The sequence below is a fragment of the Aggregatimonas sangjinii genome (assembly GCF_005943945.1).
Lineage (GTDB): Bacteria > Bacteroidota > Bacteroidia > Flavobacteriales > Flavobacteriaceae > Pelagihabitans > Pelagihabitans sangjinii.
Genome location: NZ_CP040710.1, coordinates 1,590,478 through 1,613,190 on the forward strand (window position 1 = coordinate 1,590,478; position 22,713 = coordinate 1,613,190).

Genomic DNA, 22,713 nt, shown 5'->3' on the forward strand with positions numbered 1-22,713 from the left:
TTTCTATGATCATACCTATGAAAAAACCTTCTTTTTGAGGTAAGTGATATGTTCATATCGTAACGCTCTTCGTACTTAGGTACAGCCAGACCCATATATGATATTTATCAATCGGGAAACATCGAATTTAGGTTCGATAGAATAGTACTCCGCGGTGTAACCGAATTTTTTTTATCGCTTCTTAAAACGCTATTTACTTACCGCCATTGGCCGCAAGATCTGCCAAACATTGTGCATCGAGTTCGGGAATAGATCCGCCGCTTAGCATATTTAAAAGGCCTTCCCCAGTTTCGGCCGTCCAGAACATTAAACAGGATTCTACGGTACAATGCCTGCCATGGGCCACGTCTTGATGGTCGCTTTGCGGAGTAGTTCCGGCGTTTACCAGGCCTAATAAATGCCCGAATTCATGATTCGTTACAACGGTTTCCAAAGTGGTTCTGCTAGGGGCTAAAGCCTGTCCGCTAAACTGCTTTATGGTCTCTTCGAAGACGACGAAAGAAGTATTTCGATAGGCTACTCCCAGCACACTCCCATTTTCGGTATTTTCAGCATATTCCCCATCGATAAAAATGCCAAACACGGAGACCGTATCATCGGTATTGTAGGTTTTTCGGATATCATCTTCGATATTCCGAATATCCGTAATGGAGTATACCTCTTTTCCCGGCGAAGCTATCGGTGACAATTCGACGCTTATTCCACCTGATTTATTTAAACGGGCGGAAAGAAAGGATTCGAAGTTCTGAACCGTTTGCGTGCTTGGTTCTTGTCCGTCTACATAGTATAATTCGAAGGCAATTCTAGAGAAGTTGGTATCTGACAACATATCATTGGCCGAATCCCCGACGGATTTTTTGTTCAAATTCTTGTCCACTTCCTGTTTATTGCCATCAGGGTCCAGAATATCTATAAAGTCCTGGTCCTTGTCATTTGAGCAAGAAAATAAGATGGTAGTACAGATAAAGAAGGGGAGGAATGAGCGCATAAGTAGGGGTTAAGATGGACTTCTAAAACGAAATTTTAGTGTCTTTAGTGTGATAATCCCTTATTTAGGAGTGTTTTTCGGTGATAAGCCACAGTATTAACATTCCGTATTTTGGTAAAAAAAATAAAAATCACATCTTTGACACTATCATGAAGTAATAGAATTATGTTTTTTCTGGATGTCGTAGCGTTTCCGCAAAATAAGTAACCACACTTCTTTGGTCTACTTATACATCCTTTTTACCCTTATTTTTTCACATAATTCTGTTCAAAATGACTCAACCGTACAATACCCTCACCTTAAAAAAACTATTCCGCTACTTTATTGAAGCTGTAACCGGAAAGGAGAATGAATTTACTACAGGGAGCATCCGCAAGGCAATCTTTATGCTATCCATTCCCATGATTTTGGAGATGATGATGGAATCTATTTTTGCCATTGTCGATATCGCCTATGTCTCACAAGTTAGTGTTAATGCGGTGGCTACCATTGGCCTTACCGAATCGGTAATTACCTTAGTGTACGCCGTGGCTATCGGCCTAAGTATGGCGGCCACTGCCGTCGTGGCCCGTAGAATCGGCGAGAAAGACGTGCAAGGGGCAAAACAAGCCGCTGTACAGGCCATCGCCCTTGGGGTATTGGTTTCGCTGATTGTTGGCGTTATCGGTTTTTTATTCGCAAAGGAGATATTGGCGCTGATGGGTGCGGAGCCCGATCTCATCGCTGAGGGCTACGGCTATACCCAGCTGTTAATCGGGGGTAATATCACCATTCTTTTGTTATTCCTGATCAATGCTATCTTCAGGGGAGCTGGTAATGCGTCGGTGGCGATGTGGACCTTGGTGCTTTCCAACGGATTGAATATTATTCTGGATCCGATATTTATCTTCGGATGGGGACCGATTCCCGAGTACGGCGTAATGGGCGCTGCGATAGCCACCAATATCGGCAGGGGTAGTGCCGTGCTGTTTCAATTGGCCATTTTGTTCTTTGGGTGGAGTGCGATTCAAATTAGGTTCAGGGACATCGTAATCCGTTTCAAGGTCATGATGAATCTTATCAAAGTTTCCTTAGGCGGTATTGCACAATTTTTGATCGGGACTTCCAGTTGGGTATTTCTGATGCGGATGATGGCCGAATTTGGTAGTGAGGTACTGGCCGGGTATACCATAGCGATTCGGATTATGCTCTTTACCTTAATGCCCTCATGGGGAATGAGCAATGCGGCGGCAACGCTGGTCGGGCAAAACTTGGGTGCTAAAAAACCGGACCGAGCGGAAACTTCCGTTTGGAAGACCGGAAAGTACAATGCGTATTTTATGGGTCTGGTTTCGTTGGTATACCTCTTTTTTGCGCATGAGCTTGTCGGTCTGTTTAACGACAATGCAATAGTCATTAAAAATGGTGGCCTTTGTTTGCAAATCATTGCAATCGGCTATATTTTCTATGCGTATGGTATGGTAGTTACCCAGGCATTTAACGGTGCAGGGGATACCGGCACGCCTACGAAAATCAATTTAGTGTGCTTTTGGATGTTCCAGCTTCCCTTCGCTTATTTGGCTGCAATTACATTTGAGCTAGGTGCCATGGGAGTCTTTATTGCCATTACGGCAGCCGAAGTGCTATTGGCCATCATTTCCATAGTTTGGTTTAGAAAAGGGAATTGGAAAAAGGTAGAGGTATAGCACTCGCAGATGCTATGTACTGCATTTTTCCGTCCAGGGGTTGAATTGGTAAAGTTGCTGGCGGACTTTTCAGAAAGATAAGGCCTTGTGATATTACCGATTTTAGTAACTTTAGCTCTCTAGAAATTTGGAAGAATGAATCAAAGAAAAAAAGGCCTGAATACAATTTGCACCCATACCGGGGAGGTAAAGGACGAACAGTTTAAAGGGGCGATTTCTCCCTTGTATATGAGTACTTCATATGCTTTTGAGGATGTGGATGTAAAGCGATACCCCAGGTATTTCAATACCCCCAACCAGGAAGCACTTAGCAAAAAAGTGGCCGCATTGGAGCACGCAGAAGCCGGTTTGATTTTCGGTAGCGGAATGGCTGCGGTCAGTACCGCACTCATGGCGTTCCTAAAAGCTGGAGACCACATTGTCCTGCAACGTGCGATTTATGGGGGAACCTATAATCTGGTCAATGAGGAATTTGAACGTTTTGGTATCGAATTTTCGTTTACCGATGGCTTTCGCCCCGAAGATTTTGAGGCCAAAATAAAAGCGAATACCAAGGTCATTTATATCGAAACACCTTCGAATCCCTTACTGGCCATTACCGATTTGGCAGCAACGGCCGAATTGGCGAAAAAGCATGGCCTGATTTCCATGATCGACAATACCTTCGCGAGTCCGGTAAACCAAAACCCGATCGATTTCGGTATTGATGTGGTCATCCATAGTGCCACGAAATATATGGGAGGACACTCTGATATCTGTGCCGGTGCAGTGGCTACCACACAGGAAAATATCGAACGAATCTTCAGTTTGGCTAAGAATTTAGGGGGTAGTCTTAGTGATTACACGGTTTGGCTACTTGAACGAAGCATGAAGACCATGGGCATACGTGTCCGCGCGCAAAACGAAAATGCCCAAAAAATGGCTGAATTTCTTCATGCCCATGATGACATTGAAAATGTATACTATCCCGGTTTACCTTCACATCCCGATTACGAATTGGCCAAATCGCAGATGCACGGTTTCGGGGGAATGATGTCTTTTGAACTCGAAGAGGGGTTGGATGCTAGTCGATTCCAAAAAGAACTGCAATTGATTAAATCCTCAATGAGCTTGGCAGGGGTAGAGAGCACGGTGCTTTCTCCATCCCAGACGAGCCATGCACTTTTGGGTCCTGAAGAAAGAACGCATCAGGGAATAAAAGATGGTTTAATTCGTTTTTCCGTTGGTATCGAGGAGACTAAAGATTTGATAGCCGATATCGAACAAGCGTTGAAAAAAGTAAGGAATGCCACTGTGGTCGCGACCCACTAAGCCAATAGTCAAAAACTTCACACTAACCCGTACTGAATGAAACTAGATATCCTTGCCTTTGGCGCGCACCCCGATGATGTAGAGCTCGGCGCCGGCGCTACCCTAGCTAAAGAGATTGCCAATGGTAAGAAAGTCGGTATTGTAGACCTGACCAGAGGAGAGCTGGGTACTCGGGGTACCGCTGAGATAAGAGACAAGGAAGCAGCTTCCGCAGCACAAATTTTAGGAGTGGCCGTGCGTGAAAACTTGGGTTTTTCCGATGGGTTTTTCGTGAACGATAAGACGCACCAACTCGAAGTCATCAGAATGGTTCGAAAATACCGACCTGAAATCGTGTTGTGCAATGCCATAGACGATAGGCATATTGATCACGGAAAAGGAAGCAGTCTGGTAAGCGATGCCTGCTATCTTAGTGGCCTGGTGAAAATAGACACTTGGGCAGATGGGAAATCCCAAGAAAAATGGCGGCCCGAACTGGTTTACCATTATATACAATGGAAGAATCTCGTTCCCGATTTTGTGGTGGATGTTTCAGGGTTCATTGAAAAGAAAACAGCGGCTATTCTCGCCTATAGCTCTCAATTCTATGATCCTGATAGCGCAGAACCGGAAACGCCGATCAGTAGCAAAAACTTTATTGATAGCGTAAATTATCGCGCTAGGGATTTAGGACGGATGATAGGAGTGGAACACGCCGAAGGATTCAATGTAGAACGTTTCGTAGCAGTGAACACGCTTGACGACCTTATCTAGGCCGATTGTTTGTAAGGTTTCTTGTGCTTTGCTTTCGGAACGGTAAAATAGAGCGTAGTTCCTTGATTTACGATACTGTCGGCCCATATGACACCCTTGTTCTTTTCAACCATTTCCTTACATAACGATAAACCAAGACCTGTACCCTTTTCGTTGTTGGTGCCATAAGTAGAAAGATTGTTCGTCTCACTGAACACATTGCTCAGGGTATCTTTGTCCATTCCGATTCCTGTGTCCCTTACCGAAATTTCCCAATGATCGTTTTTTTCGCGTGAAGTAACAGTCACCATACCGTTAGTGGGTGTGAATTTGATAGCATTGCTGATGAGGTTTCGTATAACGATATCAATTTGATTGCTATCCGTCCATGCTAAAGTATTTCGTGGTAGGTTACTGGACAGTTTAATGGATTTATTGATCGCGGTCTCAGAGAGCAAGTTGATGTTTTCAGCTACCAATTTATCCAACGAAACGATTTCAGGCTTGGTGACCAAACCGTTCATTTGTTTTTGCCCCCAAGTAAGCAAATTGTTGAGGGTAAACGAGATATGATCAATGTCATTCCCTAATTTAGGAATAAAGTCCATGAACTCGTCTTTTCCGATTTCACCTTGTTTGAACAAATTCAAAAGTCCTTGAAAAGCGCCGATGGGGCCACGCAGATCATGCGCGACAATAGAGAAGAGTTTATCCTTGGTTTCGTTGATTTCCTTTAATTCCTTTTCATGCTCGACAAGCCCTTCGGTTTTGGTCTTCAATTCTTCGTTCAATCGCTTCTGCATTTTTTCGTTACGCTTTACCATAAAAGTTACCGCAATGAACAGCAAAAGAATGGCCAGGGCGGCATTTACGTAGTTTCGTTGTTTGGCCAGTTGTTTTTCGCTTTCTACAATAAGCAATCGTTTTTGTTTGTCGTGCTGTAAATTCGTCTTCAACAGGGTGAGACTCTTTTCGTTTTCAACATGCGAGAGGGTATCTGAAAGTTGTTGAAAGGTCTCATGAAAAGCCAATGCCGATTTGTAATCTTCGTTTTTCTTACTGATTTTAAAGAGGGTATTCGCCGCTTTTCGCTTTCCTTCCTTCACCCGTATCTTCTCGGATAGTTCCATCGCTTTTAGTGCATATTGCTCGGAAAGAGAATCATTTTCCAGCCCAAAAAGAGCTTCGGCGATCCCGTTGAGCAAATCGATTTCACCACGTTGGTCTTGTAGGTCTTCGTGCAATAGTTCACTTTGGTTGTACCAGAACATGGCCCATTTGTACTTCTTCTGTTTCAGATAGGTTTTTCCCTTTACTTCATAAGCATAAGCCAGCCAATCCGTTAGACGATGCTTTTCGAATATGGTGATACTGCTATTGGCATTGAACATGGCGTAATCCAGTTCGCCCATATCGGCATAGAGGGAAGCCATGTTACTGGCGCTTTCGGCATATAATACCTCGTCACCTATTTTTTCGTTGAATTTTTTTACTTTTTTATAATATTCCAGTGCATGTTGATAGTCCTTCTGGGAAATGTACAGGCCGGCTATCTCCTCATTGATTATCGATAACATTTTATCGTTTTCAAGCTTTTCGGCCCTTTCGATTGCCTCTAAATACCCATTAAGCGCATTGGCGTAATCGCCTTGATAGGCGTATTCCCCGGCTAAAAGTCTTTGAACCTTTAAGATAAATTCTTCACTATCGATGGTTTTTGCCAAATCTAGCGCTTTATTATAGTGAAGTAGCCCCTCGTTAGTTCGGCCATTGTCGGAGAAATAACTACCCAAATTCATAAGACCTCGGATTTGACCCTGTGGATACTCAGCGGTTTTACTGTAGGAAATGGCCTGTTTCGATAAGGATAGGAGACTGTCGGAATTGTAATAGCGATGCGATGCCGCGAGATCGTTCAGTAAGTTCAAGTACACCGTGTCTTTTTTACTAAAACCTTGTTGTTTCGTAAGACTGCTTATTTCTGCCAACAAATTGGCACTCTTATGCTCTTGTCCACTTAGCTGGAAAAATGAGAAAATAGCGATTATGACAAACAGCGCATACTTTCTGAAGTACTTAGCCAGTTCAGTGGTTTTATTTCCGATTTGGGACATCGTTTACATTATTACTACCGCCTAAAATAGCGACGCATGACCCATTTTCTATAATTTATGTTGTGAACACTTCATTTTTGTGTGTTTAACGGGCAGAAGTGTGCAGTTCATCGATTTTCCTACAAATTTTCCAATGCGAAAGAAAGCCAATATCAGGCTTAACCTCCCTAGAAAAGATATTGAAATAAGGTGATTTAATTTTGAAAGATCATTTAAAAAAAATTACATTTGCAATCGCTTACAAATGGTGGTTGTAGCTCAGCTGGTTAGAGCGCTGGTTTGTGGTACCAGAAGTCGCCGGTTCGAACCCGGTCTTCCACCCAGAATACAAGCTTCTTAGCAATAGGAAGCTTTTTTTGTGCCTTATGACGACGGTGTTTTTAGCTCCTGGAACCAGCACAAAGATTGGTATAAAAGGCTCTTATCTAAAAAAATCCTCGTCGCAACGACGAGGATTTCAAATTTCATAAGGGCACCAAGATTCTTCCTGTTTTACATAGCTGCGCTATTTTGCGGCTTTATCGACAACGACACGCGCCTCCCGATTAGCCGTTTCCCATGCCGTATAGAAAACCAATTTCGTTCTATTCGCTAACAAATCGTAGTTGATTTTGTCCGGGGTGTCGCCCGGTTTGTGATAATCGTCATGGGTTCCGTTAAAGTAGAAAATTATCGGAATATTGTTCTTGGCGAAATTGTAATGATCGCTTCGGTAATAAAAGCGATTAGGATCATTTTCGTCGTTATAGGTATAGTCCAATTCAATCTGCGTGTACTTTTCGTTCACTGCTTCCGAAAGCTCATGAAGGTCGGTACTCAGTTTGTCGGAACCGATTAAATAGATATAATTTCGATCACCCTCGCGTTTTGGATCTATACGACCGATCATATCGATATTGAGGTTGGCGACCGTTTTTTCTAATGGAAAAATAGGATCGTTATCGGTGTAGTATTGGGAACCTAGTAAGCCCTTCTCCTCTCCAGTAACATGTAAAAATACGATAGAGCGCTTCGGGCCATTTCCGGCATCTGCCGCTTTTTTAAAGGCATCTGCGATTTCCAAAAGGGCCACGGTGCCCGACCCATCATCGTCTGCCCCATTATTGATTTGACCGTCGGCTGTTATTCCGATGTGATCTAAGTGCGACGAAATGACGATATACTCCTCTGGTTTTTCAGTTCCCTTCAGCACTGCAACGACATTTTCCGTATCCACGGGCGTGTTTTCGGTTTCCAAGTTGACCTCGAAGGCAACGGTAATAATTTTTGGGGCATCTTCCGTTAAGATATCGGGGTACAATTGTGTTCCTATCTCGGCATCTACCACTAACATGGCCGCATCATCCTCATCGGACTTGTAGGACATTTGACCACTGTCATTGTTCTTCATGTAGTTGTAGTATCTCTTGTAACGCGGAAAGTTCTTTTCATCGAGATAGATCATTCCCTTTACACCTTTGGCGTTCGCCAGGTCTTCCCGCAACTCTGGACCTTCCGAAATATTGCTCCATTTGGAAGCCTCATCAGAGCCTGATAGCACAAAGGTTCCGTCCGCTTTTTGGGGTTCGCCACCTTTCATAAGCACCCACTTTCCGTTAACATCCATGCCGTCGTAATCGGAATAGTCACCTTCTTCGATACCGTAACCGACATATACCAATTCGTCTACCTTAGCTTCCGCTTCCCAGAAACTCATGATATGGTCGCCGATAGGATGCTCTTCCCCATTGATGGTAATGGTGCCGGTAGGAAGGTTTTTTAATTCCAAAGGTACCTTTTGAAAATAGTCTCCATCGCCCTTTGCGGCAGGAATACCAATTTTTTGATAGTGGGCTTTTATATAGTCCACGGCCTTCTTCTGACCTTCCTGCCCCGTTTCCCGACCCTCGAACTCATCTGATGCGTAGGTGTACAGGTGCTCTTTTAACTCCGCCTCCGTAACGGTATCGGCATACGTTTTCGGTCCTACGTTCACTGTCTTGGCCGTCTCGACCTGCGGCTCTGAAACTGTTTTCTGCGAAGAATTACAGGCCGTTGCTAAACCTATCGCTATCAAAAATAATTTTTTCATTTTGCTTTTTTGAGTTATTGCTAATTTCCCAAAAATAGGAAAAACCAATCGATTTGTTTGAGAGGTTCTCATAATTCTTGCATCCATTCCAATGCCGTTAAAACTGTAGTTCACTCAAATTTGGTGCACTTGTGAAAATCGCATTTCCCGGGCGTATTGTGAAGGTGAAACGGACTTGGTTTTCTTGAATTTTCGATTGAAGTTCGAGATGGAATTGAATCCGGAGCTTTCGGCGATTTCTGCAATGGAGCTACGGTCTTCACGAGCAAGTAGCTGACAGGCATGGGCGATTCGAAACGCGATCAAGAATTCGAAAAACGTCTTGTTGGTGTGCCGCTTGAAGAACCGACAGAAAGCGGGAGTGGTCATATGCACTAAACCAGCGACTTGTTCAAGGGTAATTTCCCTGCTAAAGTGGTGCAATACATATTCGAAAACCAATTGCAATCTACGGCCCTCTTTGTTCGATATTTTTTTAGAAGGAAGCTGCGCTATCAAATCCAATTTTCTGGCGGAGTTGATTTTTTGAATTAATTTGAGAAAGTGAAGAAAGGTGTCCAATTGCTTGGTTTTGGTCAGTTTCAGCATGGTTTTGGCAATGCTCTCCCTATCGGTTTGTACCTCAAAGCCCTTGCGGCAGTTCTCGAGGAACATCCGGACCTCTTTTAATTCGGGTACTTTGAGCAGGTCTTGACCAAGGCCTCCCGGAGTTACAAAAACCGTAATCATATGGGCGGATTCACTTGTAAGGTCGTTTTGAAAAATGTGTGGTGTGTTGCCCCCGATAACAAATAGACTCCCATCGGTAAAACCATGCACGGTATTGGCTACGACCAGTTTGCCTTGACCTCGAACGATCAAACTAATTTGAATTTCCTCATGTTGATGTAGTTGATCGTAGAATTTCAAAGCCTTGTCCTCTTGCACGATAATAGTGCTATTTATGGGTTTGGAGATTTTAAACGGGAGTACACGCATACTTCAAATATATGCCGATATTGTATTATTTTATCAAAAAGATAACTTTTTGAGTTAATATTTGCATATATGTGGTCAATATGATAGTAACAGCAAGTATCGTGTAAAGCCTATTTTTGATGTAAACAGAAAAACACGATTATGAGCATACAATGGCAAGGGGTGATGCCCGCAGTGACTACAAAATTTACGGATGAAGACAGTTTGGATCTAAAGATGTTCGAGAAGAATATCCAAGCACAGGTAGTTGCCGGAGTGCATGGTATCGTGCTCGGGGGCTCTTTGGGCGAAGCCAGTACCTTGACATCCGATGAAAAAAAAATATTGATCAAGGAAACCGTGGGTATCGTAGCCCGAAAAATACCAGTGGTCATGACCATAGCGGAGCAAGCTACACGAGTAGCGATAGCAGAGGCCCAGGAGGCTCAAAACTGTGGGGCCGATGCCTTGATGATCCTACCGCCGATGCGGTATAAATCCACCGACAGGGAAACGGTACACTATTTTAAGGAGATTGCACAGGCTACGGATCTGCCAATTATGATATACAATAACCCGGTCGATTACAAAATCGAGGTGACGGTCGATATGTTCGAAGAATTGGTGGAACTCAAAAATATTGGCGCGGTAAAGGAATCGACGCGGGATATCATCAATATTGGAAGACTACGCAACCGATTCAACGACCGTTTGGCCATTCTGTGCGGTGTGGATCCCTTGGCGTTGGAAAGTTTGTTGATCGGTGCCGATGGGTGGGTCGCAGGCTTGGTCTGTGCTTTTCCTGCCGAAACAGTGGCCATTTACGAATTGGCGAAGGCGGGGCGCATTAAAGAGGCCACGGAGATCTACCGTTGGTTCCTTCCCTTGCTGGAGCTTGATATCAGCCCACAATTGGTACAAAATATCAAATTGGCCGAGGTTGCGACCGGAATCGGCACGGAGAACGTTCGTAAACCAAGACTTCCTTTGATCGGAGCAGAGCGACAAAGGGTTTTAAAGGTAATCGAAGAGGGTATGGCCAGAAGGCCTTCCTTACCCGATTACAAGGCACTTGCCTTATGATGCAACTACGGCCAACATGTGAACATTGCAATAAATCGCTTCCATTCGATGCGGAAGACGCCATGATATGTACCTTTGAATGTACGTTCTGCCGGCACTGCGTGACGGAGGTCCTTCAGGAGGTTTGCCCAAATTGTGGCGGCGACTTTACCAAACGTCCAATCAGACCGGCGCATTTATTGGAGAAATACCCACCGTCCACGAAAATCGTACACAAACCCGTCGATATCAAGGCGCACTTAAAACGCATACAGACATGATGATTACAGGAAAAAATTATATCGGTCAGGAGTTATCCGCACTCGGGGAAACGACCTTTAAGACGTTCAATCCGGTGTTGAACATTGAAAATAAAACGGAATTTGTTGAAGCCAGTCCCGAAGAAATTGATAAGGCGGTAACTTTGGCGGCATCGGCCTACATGCCGTACAACCAGAAATCCGGAGCTGAAAAGGCAGCGTTTTTGAATGCCATAGCGGATGAAATATTGGCATTGGACGACCTTTTGATAGAGACGTATTGTTCTGAATCAGGTTTGCCCGAGGGCAGGGCCCAGGGCGAACGCGGCAGAACGGTCGGGCAACTGCGGGCATTCGCCGATTTGGTTGCCGAGGGTTCTTGGGTAGATGCCACGATCGATACGGCCGATCCGAATCGAACACCGGCTCCCAAGCCTGATTTGAGAAAGATGTTGGTGCCATTAGGTCCAGTCGTGATCTTTGGCGCGAGTAACTTTCCCTTGGCCTTCTCAACGGCCGGTGGCGATACTGCTGCGGCCCTAGCGGCCGGATGCCCCGTAATCGTAAAATCACATCCCCTACATGCGGGTACGGGCGAGTTGGTCGCCTCCGCGATCGCAAAGGCGGCAAAAGCGACGGACATGCCTAACGGAGTTTTTTCGAATTTGAACAGTAGTGATATTGAAGTCGGCGTACAATTGGTACAACATCCACAGATAAAGGCAGTGGGATTTACGGGAAGTCTAAAGGGAGGCAGGGCCTTGTACGACCTAGCGGCACAACGCGATGAACCGATTCCCGTATTCGCGGAGATGGGAAGCGTGAATCCCGTCATATTTTTGCCGGAAGCCCTACAGAATAACGGTGCGAAATGGGCGAAGACCTATGCCGGTTCCATCACCATGGGGAGCGGACAATTTTGTACCAATCCCGGCCTTCTTTTCGGCATAAAGGGAAAAGAATTGACCGATTTTATTCAACAACTATCCGATGAAATCTTAAAAGTAGAGCCCTCTTGTATGTTGCATCCCAATATCATCGGGGCTTACGAGAAAAATAAGCAGACGGCCCTTAACCAATCGGGACTTATGGTGGCTGCCGAGCACGAAGGCGATGTGGCCCTTAATTTTGCAAGACAGACCGTTACTGTGGTTCAGGGCAAGACCTTTTTGGAAAATGGCAAATTGCACCAAGAGGTTTTTGGCCCCTTTTCCATGATTGTCGAATGTGAGAATACCGCCCAATTGCAGACTATCATTGCGAATTTAGAAGGACAGCTCACAGGAACCATCATTTCCGACGGGGAGGAACTATCACAATATCCCCAAGTAATCGCTAACCTGCAGACTAGGGTGGGTCGTATCATTTTTAACGGTGCCCCAACAGGTGTCGAAGTCTGTCCGGCCATGCAACATGGCGGTCCGTATCCCGCTTCTACCGATAGTCGATTTACAGCCGTGGGAACGCAATCCATCAAAAGGTGGGTGCGCCCGTTTAGTTTTCAGGATTGGCCGGAAGGGCTACTTCCAAATGAATTGAAACGAGAAAATCCATTGAAAATCAATCGTTTAGTAAATGGTATTGTCACTAAAACTACAGTATAAAATGAGGGTGATGAAATGGATGGATATTTCATTTTTGATCGTAATGTTCCTTTTTTCCAGTTGTGAAAACAAGGTAGCCCAAACGGAATCGAAGGCACTTCAGGCCTTGGTCCAAAGTTACGAAGAACATGAGGGATATGATGAGGAGGAATTTCCGCTCGGGGTATTTACGGAGGAATACTATCGGAGCGAGGCAGAATTCGCTGCCGAAAAACTGAACGAATTATCGGAACTGCCCTTAGACGGACTTAATGAAACCGAACGGATCACGCTTACGTTGCTTCAATTCGTATTGCAGGAGAAAATAGATTTTTACGAATACAAGCGATACTTGAATCCGATACTGTCCGACTCGGGTTTTCATGCCAGTCTTCCATATATGGTTCGGCCTCTGACCAATTACACCCAGGTTAGGAACTATCTGAATAAATTGAATGCGATTCCCGGAGTATTGGAAGAACAATTAGGTAACGTTCGGAAAGGGTTGGAAAAAGGAGTTTCACAACCCAAGGTGATTTTTGAGGGATACGAATCGTCTTATAATGACCATATTGTCAACGATTTCAGGGAGAGCTACTTTTATTCCCCCTTTCAAAAGTTACCCGAAACCTTATCTGCAAAACAAAGAGACTCTGTTCTGTCTGCTGCTAAGGAGGCCATTGAAACAAGTGTTGTTCCACAGTTTAAAAAAATCAAAGCGTTCTTTGAAACGGAATATCTTCCCAAGACCAGAACCAGTATCGGGATTTCAGAAACCCCCGGAGGCATTGACTTTTATCAGAACAGAATCGATTATTATACGACAAGTTCGGGATATACTGCGGATGCCATTCATCAAATCGGACTAAAGGAAGTGGCCCGTATTAAGGTGAAAATGGAAACCATCATCGCAGAGCTCGATTTCAAAGGTGCCTTTGACGACTTTTTGAATTTTCTTCGCACCGACGAGCGTTTTTATGCCAAGACGCCCGAACAGTTGCTGATGATTGCCCGCGACATGGCCAAAAGAGCGGACGCCCAATTACCAAGATTTTTTAAGACCCTACCTCGAAAACCGTATGGTGTCGCTCCCGTACCCGATGCCATAGCGCCAAAGTATACGGGTGGGCGGTATGTAGGAACCGATGCCGAGAGTACCGATCCCGGTTTTTATTGGGTCAATACCTACGACCTGCCCAGTCGTACCTTATATACTCTGCCCGCTTTGACTGTACATGAGGCCGTACCCGGGCATCATCTGCAAGGTGCGTTGAATCTAGAGTTGGGCGACAGCATTCCGCAATTTCGGAAAGACCTCTATCTTTCCGCTTACGGCGAGGGGTGGGGATTGTATACCGAATTCCTTGCCGAAGAAATGGGCATGTACACCACGCCTTACGAACGTTTTGGACAATTGACCTATGAAATGTGGCGCGCATGTCGATTAGTTGTCGACACCGGAATTCACGCCAAAGGTTGGACAAGAGATCAAGTGGTCGACTATATGGCTTCGAACACCGCCTTGTCCTTGCACGAGGTCAACACCGAAACGGACCGCTATATTTCCTGGCCTGGGCAGGCCTTGTCCTATAAAATTGGGGAGTTGAAGATTCGGGAAATGCGGACCAAAGCTGAAACGGCCTTGGGCACTGATTTCGATATTCGCGAGTTTCACGAAGTAGTCTTGGAACAGGGTACAGTTACCCTTGCCATTTTAGAGGACCGCATTGACAAATACATCAACGAAACCGAAAATGGGAAGTAGCACTTTTGAATGTATCGATGCCCATACCTGCGGAAATCCGGTTCGCGTGGTCAAAACGGGTGGGCCCGAATTAAAAGGGGCATCCATGAGCGAAAAACGGCAACATTTCCTAAAGGAGTACGATTGGATTCGAAAGGGACTCATGTTCGAACCCCGTGGGCACGATATGATGAGTGGCAGTATTTTTTATCCGCCCTCGAATCCAGCCAATGATTTCGGCATTCTTTTTATCGAGACCAGCGGATGTTTGCCCATGTGCGGACATGGCACCATAGGAGCTATTACCATCGGTATTGAAGAAGGCCTGTTACAGCCTAAAATTCCGGGTAAAGTACGTATGGAAACGCCGGCAGGTCTGGTAGAGATTAGCTACCAACAAACCGAGAACAAAGTAGATTGGGTAAAGCTGACCAATGTAAAATCCTATCTGGCGGCCACCGAGCTATCGGTTGCCTGCCACGAATTGGGAACGCTTACCTTCGATGTCTCCTATGGGGGAAATTTTTATGCAATCATCGACCCGCAAACCAATTTTTCGGGAATACAGGATTTTACGGCAAGTGATTTGGTACGGTACAGCCAAGAGATTCGGCAAAAAATCAATTTGAAATATCCCGATCGCTTTGTACATCCCGAAAACGACACGATTCGTAACCTTAGTCATGTCTTATGGACAGGAAACACGATCGACCCCAAAGCCACGGCGCGCAATGCCGTTTTTTATGGCGATAAGGCAATCGACCGGTCGCCATGCGGTACGGGAACATCGGCGCGAATGGCACAGTGGTATGCAAAAGGAAAATTAACTGTTGGGGACGAATTCATTCACGAAAGTTTTATCGGGTCACAGTTTCACGGAAAGATTGAGGATGTGGGTAAGGTAGGTCGCTTTGAGGCTATCGTGCCCAGTATCCGCGGTTGGGCGAAGGTGTATGGTCACAATACGATAACAATTGATGATGATGACCCCTACGCGCATGGTTTTCAGGTGATTTGATCCGCAGGATCCAATCATGCTGAATTCATTTCAGTATCTGTAATAGCCAGTGCAACACAATACTATTTCAGTGTAAACGGTGCGTCAACCCTTTATCACCTCAAGCGTATGGGAATGTTTTGGTTTTTTAGGTATTAAAATCTCGACTGCGTTTGACATGACAGAGGTATCTTTTTTGATTAAATTAGTATGAAGTAGCTATAGTAGTGATATGGGTAAAAACATCATCATCATCGGAGGTGGCATCGTCGGACTCAGTTCGGCCTATTTTCTTCAAAAAGAGGGGCATCAGGTAAGGGTTATCGATAAATCAGATATTACCTCTGGGGCTTCTTTTGTAAATGCGGGTTATATTACCCCGAGCCATATCATTCCGATGGCCTCCCCGGGAAAGATAACCCAAGGCATCAAATGGATGTTCAACTCCGCGAGTCCGTTTTATATGAAGCCCCGATGGGATATGGATTTTTTTAAATGGTCCTGGTATTTTTACCGGTCGTCTACCGTTCAAAAAGTAGAAAAGGCCATTCCGGTCATCAAGGATATCAATTTGCTCAGTAGGGATTTGTTCGAAGACATCAAGGCATCGGGAGATTTGGGCGATTTTCAACTGGAGCGCAAAGGGCTTTTGATGTTGTACAAAACCGACAAGGCCTACGAGCACGAAATGGAGGTGGCCCGCAAGGCTGACCATTTGGGGCTTGAAGTAAAAGAACTGAATCAAACAGACTTGGCCCTTATCGAGCCGAATGTACAAATAGATGCGAAGGGTGCCATTCACTATGAATGCGATGGGCATACGACCCCGACCGAGATTATGCCGAAAATGTTGGCGCATTTGCGAAATGTGGGGGTAGCGATTCATACCAATGAGGAAGTGTTAGACATTGGCATAAAAGGGGATAGGTTAAGCGAGGTCACTACCGATAGGGGACAATATAAATCGGATGAGATTGTACTGGCCGCCGGCTCATGGAGTGGGGAACTCTCCAAAAAACTGAACTTAAAACTACCCTTACAGCCCGGCAAGGGATACCGGATAAATGTGGCTCGGCCCACGGGAATTTCCGTACCTGCCATTTTAATGGAATCGAGTATGGCGGTCACTCCGATGCAGGGGTTTACGCGCTTTGCGGGCACTATGGAGTTTTCCGGGATTAATTCAAAAATTAGAAAGGAACGAGTACAGGCCATTGCTTATGGCGCCCGTAATTTTTATCCGGAACTGGAAATTTACCAAGAAGAAATCGATGCCGCACAGACCGGTATGCGTCCAGTGAGTCCCGATGGCTTGCCCTATATCGGAAAATCCAAAACCTATTCGAACCTCACCTTTGCTACGGGCCATGCTATGATGGGCTGGAGTTTAGGTCCGGCAACGGGTAAATTGGTCGCTGAAATCATAGGGGGAATGCGAACGGCAATGGATATTTCGGCTTTTGAACCTTCGCGGCGGTTTTAGCAGTAATCTGCTGTGCTTTTGTTATTTTTTGGTTAGGCTGCTCAAGAATTCATTTGCAGTCATAATTGGAAGCAAAGATTGCTTAAAATCCTTTCCATTTCTTGTTAGTATGATGTCACATTCCGAATCCGTCGCACCAAAATATTGCAAGGCATCCTCAAAATCTTTTATGGACGAATTCAGGGCTTTCTCAATAGTCCGTTCATCAATAGGAAAGATATCGCTCAAAATCTTGAATTTCCTTAACTTTTCCCTTGCGACTTTAGGACTTTCATATTTGGACAGAAAATAATTAACGGTTGCAAAAGAAATAGGGGAGACGACCATTGTCAGTTTTTCTTTTTCGGCCAAAGTCGCAATTTTAGCAATCGCTTCGTAGAAAGGGTCTCTTTCACCTAATAGGTCCAACATCACATTGGTGTCGATAAAAATCCTTTTGCTCATTTGTGTTTCTCCATCAGATAATCGGAGTACTCTTTTTTATAGTCTAAATCCACTGGCATTTTTACTCCGGTAGCTATACTTTTCACAAAAGGAGAAATTTCAAGTTCATTTCTACTCTTCTCGGAGGTAAGGGATTGAAGATAGGACTCTACAATACGGGATAAGCTCATATTTTTATTGGAAGCGTATATTTTAGCTTTCTCAATAATTTTTTGATTTAGTTTCAATGTCAATTTTGTGTCCATCTCAATTACGATTATACGTACAAATATAACGAATCAATACGTAAGATGTTGTAGATATAGCCGTTTTTGTTCTTTCGCACATAAGGCAAAAGTCCTTTTTAAACTGATTCCTTTACCGACTTAGCTGCCATCCGGGCCTTTTTCATCTCCATTTTCTTGAGCATCCATTCCGGATAGTCACTGGCATCCTCTGCCTCATAAATCCTGATTTTTTGATCCTCTTGGGGCTCTTTGAGTTCGTCGGGATGGCAACCTAGTATAAGTGCTGCGGTATCCACACCGGAATGCGACGCGCCGGCCACGCCATGGGAAAGAATACTGGCCCCACAAAGGTAGAGGTTTTCGATTTCGCTTTTGGCCTTATAGGCGAACGGGCCGATATGCTTTAAGCTCTTTTCGGTTCCGTATACGTTACCTTCGGTAGTGTTGATATAGTATTCGTTGGTGATGGGCGTACCCAAATCTTTATGTATAATATGCTCACTAATACCGGGAACGGCTTTTTCCAAGCCGTTGATCATTTTTTGGGTCAGTTTTTCCTTAAAATCAAGGTATTTTTGGGAGCGTTGGGCTTTTTCGTCCTTGAACTTTTCAAAACTTTTATAGTCGATAAAGGTAATGGCTTCGATGCTATGGTGTTTGCCGTCAAAGCTCGAGGGGTCTTTTAGGGTGGTACAGCTGATAAACATTCCTTCAAATGCATCCCCTTGGGTAATATCGGCTCCCAACATTTCATCATAAAACTCGTCCGCATCGCGGTTGGGCATCATCCAGATATTTCCACTGTCCAGTCCCGCTTTGCGCACATCCATATCCACCGTTAGAAACAACATCAAGGAGGTACAGGAATAAATGGTCTTGTTCAACTTCTTGATCAGCTTAGGGCTTAGGTGCTCCCTTCCGATCAACTCATTGTAGGTAATGCCCACATCGGCATTGGAAATAACCCTGTCGGCAAATAGCTGCGTGCCATTTTCCAATTGTACCCCTACCGCTTTTTTCTTGTCGGTTCCCTCAATCAATATCTTTTGAACAGCGGTACTCGTTTTAATTTCCCCACCATGGCTTTTTAAGGCATTGGTCATCGCCTTGATCAAGGCACCCCCACCGCCCATAGGGTAGTAGCCTCCTTGAAAATAATGGTACATGAGCGCACTATGCAATACAAAGGCCGCTTTACGGGGCTGCACGCCATGGTCGCCACACTGAATGTTCAGGATATTTTTAAGTAAGGGGTCTTTAATGTGCCAATTAATGACCCGTCGTACGCTAAAGAGTCCATATTTACCAAAATGCCTAGTGCGGTATGGCAAGGTGAGCTTTTGCCAAAACCCTTTGATGTAGGGCAGCGAATACAGTTCTTCGCTCACTAAGCGGATTAAGTTGAGGTATTTGTGAATGCGTTTTTTTTCCTTTGGAAATCGTACGGAAAGCCGGTCGATCAACTCCTCGAAGTTCGATGGAAAGTCGAAGCGTTCCTCACCAATGCGTACATGTTCGTAAGCATCGGGATTCATTCTAAAAAAGACCAGGTCGTTGGCAATACCCAAACCCCGATAGAGATTGTTCGTTGCCTCTCCCTCACCCAAAAGTCCCACATAGTGCACCCCTGGCGTAAAACGGTGTCCGTTTAAATAAAAGCTATGGCACCAACCTCCGGGAACATCGTGTTGTTCTAAAACCAACACCTTTTGCCCGGCTCTTGCTAGGCAAATGGCAGCGGCCAAACCACCTGCTCCCGAACCTACGATGATCGAGTCATATTTTTGGGAAGTGTTCAGGGCGGGCATAGCATTTTCTTTTTCTAGGTCGAAGATAATAAGAAATAGGAAGATTGGTAACGACCACTAGTTGGCCAAGGCTTCCGCAATTGCTTCCTCTACCAGAGGCTCCATGACCTTATAACCTTCCACCGTGGGATGTACTTCGTCGGAGGCATACTTTTTTGGAAGTCCTTTTCGTTCATCCGCCATGGCAGTAAAATAATCCAGATACACATGGCCATTATCCTCGCTATAAGCCTTTAGTATTTCATTGAGGGTAACGATTTTTTCGGCTGGTTCCAAACCAGGTCGCCAGGGATAATCGTAAGCGGGCAGGGTAGAGGAGAGCACCACTTTGATGCCGTTTGCCTGTGCCAATTCTGCCATGGACTTGATATTGTCGGCAATCATGTCTATCGTAGACGGACCTGTATTTCCGGCGATATCATTCGTGCCCGCCAAAATAACGACTACTTTGGGTTGCAGTGCGATGACGTCTTGGCGAAAACGAACGAGCATTTGCGGGGTGGTCTGCCCACTGATACCGCGATTGATGTAGGGCTTACCCTCGAAAAATTCCGGGCGGGCATTCAGCCAACCTATGGTGATGGAGTTGCCCATAAAGACCACCCGATCTTCACCTTCTTCGGGTAGCCCGACTTTCTCATTGTCATTTTGAAATTGTTTGAGGTTGGGCCAATCCTGTGCGGAAAGGAATCCTGATAGTCCTAGGCTCATAAATACTGCAATAAGAGTTGATTTGATTTTTTTCATAGGGTGTCGTATTAATTGTTTAGGATAGGGAAATCCCTATCGGGACGAATCGATTTCTTTTTGTTCTTCCAAGGAAAGGTTTAAGTCATCCAGTACCTTCTTCCGCGTGGGTCTTTGCGAGAAAAAGTAAGCGATCAAACTCAAGGCGATGACGAGATGAAGTGCATTGCCGCTAAGATAGTAGGCGATTAGGGCAAGAATAGCGGGGCCTTCCAATAAAGCGTATTTGATGATGGTCGCGACTTGGTACCTGCTCAATTTATTCTGGAGTCCGTCGTTCCGCCCAATGCTCGCGGTAAGGTTTTGAAAAATCGCCTTACTGGCAAAATATCCAGAAGCAGCTACTACAGGAACGAGATAGGTAAAAATATCGCTGGAATTCATGGCCGCATTAAAGTCCGGGTTGTTCCAATACACAAAACCGGTAAAAATCACCAGACCGATGACCATGGAGAAATGAATGATCGGTAAAGTGCGCAGGAGGGATTTTATTTGCATTTGGCGTATCTTTTTTGGAACACGCCTCTAAAATAAGCAAATTACGAATGGCATTCTAGGAAGTCGGCCACCAGTGTAAATAGAACACCAAATCACCCGCTGCGTAAAGGATTGGATGTAGTTGGCCACTTGTTGTTGTGCATGTCTTAGCCGTCGCTTATGAAGGACCTGTTTGAGGTGAAAAAGTTCTTGGGCGGTAATGGTATTGGATTCCAACTTCCTCTTTGCGTTTTGCAGTTATACCAATTCCCTAGTCTTTTCGTAATTCGCTTTTAACAGCGTTGAGTTAGAAATTGGTTTCAGGATTTAGCGCCATTTCTTCCAATAACTTGAAATAGGTACCCATATGTTGTCCATCTACCAAAGCGTGATGTGCCTGTATGGCTACCGGCATCAGTGTTTCCCCATTTTGTTCAAAAAACTTACCCCATGAAATTCGCGGAACACTATCGCAAGGGTGGTAGTGCATGGCATGCTGTAGCCCTGTAAAACTCACCCAAGGAATCGCGGATAGGAAAAGATAGTCGTCGCGACCTGCCTCATCTTCGAACGAGGGAGCCGTCTGCATTGCCTCGATTTGCGTTTGGGCGCTATCCAAAAAAGTCCTGGCATCCTTATTAAACTCCACCGTGCAAAAACTAAAGACATCACTTTCTGCGGTGGGGACGGTAAAGGAAGGGTGTATCGTTTCGTGCTCAACCACTTCATTGTCCCGAATACGCCATCTGAACTGGGGAATGGCATTGGCACTTTTGGAAATGATATAAACGATACTTGGGGTGATGGGCAGCTCGCGCGCTTTAAGATAAGCGATAAAACCGCTAATATTTACATTGGCGGTAATATTTAAATGGGGATGGTTCATCCCGTTGAAAAATTCGAAATGTTTTTTACGATGGGGATTGGTAAACGTAATTTTCTTCATCTACTGAAAATGTTGGTACTGCAGAACCTTCGGTCGAAGGGTTGGATTTCGACTATTGGAACAGGGGACGTGCGGCTTTGGTTTTCAATATAGCAAAAATGCGGACTCCTTGGTAGTTATTCCCAACTTCAAAGGATATAAAAAAACCTCGAATCCACAGATTCGAGGTTCACTATTTTACGATTATTTCTCGTTAAGGACAATCGACATCATCGCCGGCGCTATCCCAACAATGCCATGCATCATCTTCAAAATATGCCGAAGCGCGAACACGGCCGTTGAAATTCGTGCGGCTCCATTCGATGTTTACATCCGAAAAAGCTTCTAAATTTTCGTCATAAGCATGCACGTGGTAAAAGACGTTGTAGTCCCCTTCCTGTAAACCGTATTCCAAATAGCTGTCCTTAAATGTGTCCGCGGTATCATCGTCCTTTAAATCGCGTACCCAGGTATATCTGATATTCCCGATTTCGTCATTGGCGCGTTCCCAATCAATACGCAACATCGCATTCGGACGTTCGGCACTTTGATTCAAAACCCAATAGCCATTACTGCCATCGGTTGCCGATTCTCCGGTGAACCAAAGAAATTCGTCAAAGGCACCTACGCCGGCTTTTGTGACATACATTTCCCAGACGACCACGCCGTTGGTCAACTCTCCTGTCAGTCGCGCCGTATAGGCGCTGGCAAAACCGTCTACCGAATAGGCCCACTGCCATTTGTTATCGGCGATGACTTCGGCTTCATGCGCGAATGCGCCTTTGAAAGAGGCGACGGGGACTGCCAAAGTCGTAAAGAGGGCAGTGTTCCAAAATCCCACCACGATTCGGGGATACAACCAGTTGGTTCCCGGTTTATTGGCGCTTAAAGCTGCTTTATCGGAACTGGAATCGTCTAAAAAATCGGAAAAATCGACCGCCATGGTTTCGAATGGTGGTAGTTCTGCAGTCTCATCGGACTGTACGGTGCTGTCTGTTTTCTCGCAGGAAACGGAAAAAACCATGACCAATGCAAGTAGTGCTACGCTAAGCTTGCTCATTGTTTTCATAATTGTGAGGTTTTGGGTGAAATTAATCT

The 22,713-nt window shown here is 45.0% G+C and carries 20 protein-coding genes and 1 tRNA gene; 10 read left to right on the plus strand and 11 right to left on the minus strand.

The genetic code is table 11. From position 1 onward, the window contains the following. Positions 1–193 precede the first annotated feature (193 nt). Positions 194–988 (minus strand): membrane metalloprotease, encoded by a 795-nt coding sequence (locus FGM00_RS06395; RefSeq protein WP_138852098.1) that lies wholly within the window; start codon positions 986–988, stop codon positions 194–196. Between the two features lie 272 nt (positions 989–1,260). Here FGM00_RS06395 and FGM00_RS06400 point away from each other — a divergent pair, with 272 nt between their 5' ends. The 3 genes from FGM00_RS06400 to bshB1 all read left to right on the plus strand — a co-directional run bounded on the left by FGM00_RS06400 (position 1,261) and on the right by bshB1 (position 4,737). Next, the gene (locus tag FGM00_RS06400; RefSeq protein ID WP_138852099.1) at positions 1,261–2,673 is read left to right on the plus strand and encodes an MATE family efflux transporter; all 1,413 of its coding nucleotides are present in this window, start codon (positions 1,261–1,263) and stop codon (positions 2,671–2,673) included. Positions 2,674–2,808: 135 nt separating this feature from the next. Continuing rightward, complete coding sequence (locus FGM00_RS06405) at positions 2,809–3,984, plus strand: trans-sulfuration enzyme family protein (protein WP_138852100.1); 1,176 nt, start codon at positions 2,809–2,811, stop codon at positions 3,982–3,984. A gap of 36 nt (positions 3,985–4,020) precedes the next feature. Further along, positions 4,021–4,737, plus strand: coding sequence for a bacillithiol biosynthesis deacetylase BshB1 (gene bshB1, locus FGM00_RS06410; protein WP_138852101.1), 717 nt, complete (start codon positions 4,021–4,023; stop codon positions 4,735–4,737). Here the strand turns inward: bshB1 and FGM00_RS06415 are convergent. After that, positions 4,734–6,830 (minus strand): ATP-binding protein, encoded by a 2,097-nt coding sequence (locus FGM00_RS06415; protein ID WP_138852102.1) that lies wholly within the window; start codon positions 6,828–6,830, stop codon positions 4,734–4,736. The two genes, bshB1 and FGM00_RS06415, sit on opposite strands and share 4 nt — an antisense overlap. Before the next feature lie 246 nt (positions 6,831–7,076). Between FGM00_RS06415 and FGM00_RS06420 the strand changes: the two genes are divergently transcribed. Then, positions 7,077–7,152: transfer RNA gene (locus tag FGM00_RS06420), tRNA-His, on the plus strand. Between the two features lie 183 nt (positions 7,153–7,335). Here the strand turns inward: FGM00_RS06420 and FGM00_RS06425 are convergent. Together FGM00_RS06425 and FGM00_RS06430 are read right to left on the minus strand one after the other, a co-directional pair. Beyond that, positions 7,336–8,901 carry a M28 family peptidase gene (locus FGM00_RS06425; protein WP_138852103.1) on the minus strand — a complete coding sequence of 522 codons (1,566 nt, stop codon included), beginning with the start codon at positions 8,899–8,901 and terminating at the stop codon, positions 7,336–7,338. A gap of 114 nt (positions 8,902–9,015) precedes the next feature. Continuing rightward, positions 9,016–9,879 (minus strand): AraC family transcriptional regulator, encoded by an 864-nt coding sequence (locus FGM00_RS06430; protein WP_138852104.1) that lies wholly within the window; start codon positions 9,877–9,879, stop codon positions 9,016–9,018. 141 nt (positions 9,880–10,020) lie between these two features. On the opposite strand from FGM00_RS06430, the gene FGM00_RS06435 reads away from it, so the two are divergent. The 6 genes from FGM00_RS06435 to FGM00_RS06460 all read left to right on the plus strand — a co-directional run bounded on the left by FGM00_RS06435 (position 10,021) and on the right by FGM00_RS06460 (position 16,987). Then, positions 10,021–10,941 (plus strand): dihydrodipicolinate synthase family protein, encoded by a 921-nt coding sequence (locus FGM00_RS06435; protein ID WP_138852105.1) that lies wholly within the window; start codon positions 10,021–10,023, stop codon positions 10,939–10,941. After that, positions 10,941–11,201, plus strand: coding sequence for a DUF1272 domain-containing protein (locus FGM00_RS06440; RefSeq protein ID WP_317130273.1), 261 nt, complete (start codon positions 10,941–10,943; stop codon positions 11,199–11,201). Before FGM00_RS06435 ends, FGM00_RS06440 begins: the two co-directional genes overlap by 1 nt. Next, positions 11,201–12,784, plus strand: a complete 1,584-nt coding sequence (locus tag FGM00_RS06445; RefSeq protein WP_138854645.1) for an aldehyde dehydrogenase (NADP(+)) — start codon at positions 11,201–11,203, stop codon at positions 12,782–12,784. The genes FGM00_RS06440 and FGM00_RS06445 overlap by 1 nt, the downstream gene beginning before the upstream one ends. A 10-nt stretch (positions 12,785–12,794) precedes the next feature. After that, positions 12,795–14,528 carry a DUF885 domain-containing protein gene (locus FGM00_RS06450; RefSeq protein ID WP_138854646.1) on the plus strand — a complete coding sequence of 578 codons (1,734 nt, stop codon included), beginning with the start codon at positions 12,795–12,797 and terminating at the stop codon, positions 14,526–14,528. Beyond that, on the plus strand, positions 14,518–15,525 hold the full coding sequence (locus tag FGM00_RS06455) for a 4-hydroxyproline epimerase (protein ID WP_138852107.1): 1,008 nt from the start codon (positions 14,518–14,520) through the stop codon (positions 15,523–15,525). Before FGM00_RS06450 ends, FGM00_RS06455 begins: the two co-directional genes overlap by 11 nt. Before the next feature lie 211 nt (positions 15,526–15,736). After that, the gene (locus tag FGM00_RS06460; protein ID WP_138852108.1) at positions 15,737–16,987 is read left to right on the plus strand and encodes an NAD(P)/FAD-dependent oxidoreductase; all 1,251 of its coding nucleotides are present in this window, start codon (positions 15,737–15,739) and stop codon (positions 16,985–16,987) included. A 21-nt stretch (positions 16,988–17,008) separates the two neighbouring features. Here the strand turns inward: FGM00_RS06460 and FGM00_RS06465 are convergent, their stop codons facing one another. The 7 genes from FGM00_RS06465 to FGM00_RS06495 form a co-directional block, all read right to left on the minus strand. Beyond that, positions 17,009–17,431, minus strand: a complete 423-nt coding sequence (locus FGM00_RS06465; protein WP_138852109.1) for a type II toxin-antitoxin system VapC family toxin — start codon at positions 17,429–17,431, stop codon at positions 17,009–17,011. After that, entirely contained in the window at positions 17,428–17,676 is a 249-nt protein-coding gene (locus FGM00_RS06470) for a DUF6364 family protein (RefSeq protein ID WP_138852110.1), read from the minus strand. The genes FGM00_RS06465 and FGM00_RS06470 overlap by 4 nt, the downstream gene beginning before the upstream one ends. A gap of 98 nt (positions 17,677–17,774) precedes the next feature. Then, positions 17,775–19,466 carry a phytoene desaturase family protein gene (locus FGM00_RS06475; protein WP_138852111.1) on the minus strand — a complete coding sequence of 564 codons (1,692 nt, stop codon included), beginning with the start codon at positions 19,464–19,466 and terminating at the stop codon, positions 17,775–17,777. Between the two features lie 57 nt (positions 19,467–19,523). Beyond that, positions 19,524–20,213 (minus strand): SGNH/GDSL hydrolase family protein, encoded by a 690-nt coding sequence (locus FGM00_RS06480; protein ID WP_138852112.1) that lies wholly within the window; start codon positions 20,211–20,213, stop codon positions 19,524–19,526. Positions 20,214–20,249: 36 nt separating this feature from the next. Next, entirely contained in the window at positions 20,250–20,711 is a 462-nt protein-coding gene (locus FGM00_RS06485; protein WP_138852113.1) for a hypothetical protein, read from the minus strand. 286 nt (positions 20,712–20,997) lie between these two features. After that, the gene (locus FGM00_RS06490) at positions 20,998–21,636 is read right to left on the minus strand and encodes a chloramphenicol acetyltransferase (RefSeq protein ID WP_138852114.1); all 639 of its coding nucleotides are present in this window, start codon (positions 21,634–21,636) and stop codon (positions 20,998–21,000) included. A gap of 193 nt (positions 21,637–21,829) precedes the next feature. Then, positions 21,830–22,684: a hypothetical protein gene (locus FGM00_RS06495; protein ID WP_138852115.1), complete on the minus strand. Its 855-nt coding sequence runs from the start codon at positions 22,682–22,684 to the stop codon at positions 21,830–21,832. Positions 22,685–22,713 lie beyond the last annotated feature (29 nt).

Bases quoted from the DNA above. Each gene is read 5' to 3' on its own strand.
- FGM00_RS06440 (WP_317130273.1), top strand. From the start codon at position 10,941: ATGCAACTACGGCCAACATGTGAACATTGCAATAAATCGCTTCCATTC.
- FGM00_RS06475 (WP_138852111.1), bottom strand. From the start codon at position 19,466: ATGCCCGCCCTGAACACTTCCCAAAAATATGACTCGATCATCGTAGGT.
- FGM00_RS06450 (WP_138854646.1), top strand. From the start codon at position 12,795: ATGAAATGGATGGATATTTCATTTTTGATCGTAATGTTCCTTTTTTCC.
- FGM00_RS06445 (WP_138854645.1), top strand. From the start codon at position 11,201: ATGATTACAGGAAAAAATTATATCGGTCAGGAGTTATCCGCACTCGGG.
- FGM00_RS06465 (WP_138852109.1), bottom strand. From the start codon at position 17,431: ATGAGCAAAAGGATTTTTATCGACACCAATGTGATGTTGGACCTATTA.
- FGM00_RS06400 (WP_138852099.1), top strand. From the start codon at position 1,261: ATGACTCAACCGTACAATACCCTCACCTTAAAAAAACTATTCCGCTAC.
- FGM00_RS06485 (WP_138852113.1), bottom strand. From the start codon at position 20,711: ATGCAAATAAAATCCCTCCTGCGCACTTTACCGATCATTCATTTCTCC.
- FGM00_RS06490 (WP_138852114.1), bottom strand. From the start codon at position 21,636: ATGAAGAAAATTACGTTTACCAATCCCCATCGTAAAAAACATTTCGAA.
- FGM00_RS06405 (WP_138852100.1), top strand. From the start codon at position 2,809: ATGAATCAAAGAAAAAAAGGCCTGAATACAATTTGCACCCATACCGGG.
- FGM00_RS06415 (WP_138852102.1), bottom strand. From the start codon at position 6,830: ATGTCCCAAATCGGAAATAAAACCACTGAACTGGCTAAGTACTTCAGA.
- FGM00_RS06455 (WP_138852107.1), top strand. From the start codon at position 14,518: ATGGGAAGTAGCACTTTTGAATGTATCGATGCCCATACCTGCGGAAAT.
- FGM00_RS06460 (WP_138852108.1), top strand. From the start codon at position 15,737: ATGGGTAAAAACATCATCATCATCGGAGGTGGCATCGTCGGACTCAGT.
- FGM00_RS06425 (WP_138852103.1), bottom strand. From the start codon at position 8,901: ATGAAAAAATTATTTTTGATAGCGATAGGTTTAGCAACGGCCTGTAAT.
- FGM00_RS06435 (WP_138852105.1), top strand. From the start codon at position 10,021: ATGAGCATACAATGGCAAGGGGTGATGCCCGCAGTGACTACAAAATTT.
- FGM00_RS06395 (WP_138852098.1), bottom strand. From the start codon at position 988: ATGCGCTCATTCCTCCCCTTCTTTATCTGTACTACCATCTTATTTTCT.
- FGM00_RS06480 (WP_138852112.1), bottom strand. From the start codon at position 20,213: ATGAAAAAAATCAAATCAACTCTTATTGCAGTATTTATGAGCCTAGGA.
- FGM00_RS06470 (WP_138852110.1), bottom strand. From the start codon at position 17,676: ATGGACACAAAATTGACATTGAAACTAAATCAAAAAATTATTGAGAAA.
- FGM00_RS06430 (WP_138852104.1), bottom strand. From the start codon at position 9,879: ATGCGTGTACTCCCGTTTAAAATCTCCAAACCCATAAATAGCACTATT.
- bshB1 (WP_138852101.1), top strand. From the start codon at position 4,021: ATGAAACTAGATATCCTTGCCTTTGGCGCGCACCCCGATGATGTAGAG.
- FGM00_RS06495 (WP_138852115.1), bottom strand. From the start codon at position 22,684: ATGAAAACAATGAGCAAGCTTAGCGTAGCACTACTTGCATTGGTCATG.